The organism is Oleiphilus sp. HI0086 (assembly GCF_001635225.1).
This window is the reverse complement of sequence record NZ_LWFZ01001021.1, coordinates 1-1,500: the sequence shown is the minus strand read 5'-3', so window position 1 is coordinate 1,500 and position 1,500 is coordinate 1. Positions and strand designations below refer to the sequence as shown.

The 1,500-nt window shown below is 45.1% G+C and carries 1 protein-coding gene; it reads left to right on the top strand.

Translation table 11 applies throughout. The annotated features are described in order from the left end of the window. A partial coding sequence (locus A3756_RS18275) for a VCBS repeat-containing protein (RefSeq protein WP_156490582.1) occupies window positions 1-1,500 on the top strand: 1,500 nt, incomplete at both ends.

Here is a 1,500-nt window from a genome sequence, read left to right as displayed (position 1 = left end):
ATTATCTTAAAGTCAGGAAAGGCGCCTTAACAAACGAAAGTGTGGATCAGTGTAATAGTTTACCTACGCAATATAGGCAGCGCTGTCGTTATGACTATTTTTTCGAGAAGACACTTGAGCAACAAAGCTTATCGCCATGCTTGTCTTTAAATTCTCAAGAAGGTCAGCGCCAGTGTTTAGTTGAGAGCTTAGCGCTAAATACAGAACTTTATCCGGGCTATGCGCTATGCGCTTCACTTGAAGGTTCTGGAGCCGTAGAAGATTTGACGGCATTTTGCCTCAATGAACATAAGCTTATACGTCAGAATATATTGCTAGTACAGCAAGGAGACTTGAATGCTTGTTCAGGTTTGGAAAGCTCAGTCGCTGTGCAGCGATGTCAGGCGCTGCTAATCAATCACAAGCTAGAGCAGGGTGCTGATAAGTCATTCTGCACGCAGTTGAATGAGCCTGTTATTAAAGCGGCATGCGACGACTTTTCACGTTACTTTCAGGGCATCAATGTCGGTGATTCAGAAGCGTGCTCACTGATTAGTAATACAGCTCTTAAAGCACGATGTAACGAAGAGGCGATTCAAGCTTATTTAGCAGAGCTATTGTCAGATCTGAGCTATCAGTATTTAAATGAACAGCATGATCAGCTTGCGGGAGCGTTGCATAGTGAAGGTGAAGAGGTAGAGGCCTTACTAGCGAAAACCAAAGGGCTAGATTTAGTCGATACGCACCATTTTAAGTCGGAGCTTGGTCGGGACTTTGTGCTTAAGTCTTACGCTTTAAAAGGCCAAAATAGCGATGATTCTGTTGTTGGCTTTGAGCCGACTAAAGCCGCTTCTATTGGTCTGGAAAGTGCGCCTGCGATGAAAGCTGTCGAATTATTTGAGCCCTTCAGCTATGGCCGGGGTATTGCAACGGGGGATACGAACCAGGATCTATGGCCAGACCTGGCAATTGCTTATTCCGACCGCATACGACTTTATCAGAATATGGGGGGGCGCTTTGCTAAGCGAAAAACGCTAGAGTTTGGAAGTGAACTAAGCCCAGTATTGGTCAGTTTTGTTGATTTGGATGCAGATAGCTATCCTGACTTGTTTGTGTCGTTTTATGGTGCTGGTAATAGAATCTATTGGAACCAGGGCGGTAGCTTTGATCAAGGTCGCTATCAGGAGCTGATGCTTGAAAACAGTCAACTAGTGATGTCAGCGGCATTTCAGGATGTTGATCAGGATGGTGATGTTGATATGGCTTTGGGTAGCTGGTTTGCTGGCGACTTAAGACATTTTAATCCGCACCGTTCCCAAAATTATTATATTGAGAATGCGGCCATCAAGAAGCATTCATCCAATAATACTCGCCGAGATTTTAAGCCACATGCATTACCTGGAGCGCAAGGGGAGACCTTGTCAGTACTTTCTCGGATATTGATCGAGATGGTAAGCCGGAGTTGCTCGTGGGAAATGATATGGATGCCCCCGATATTATATATCGCTGGAAATCGGGGCG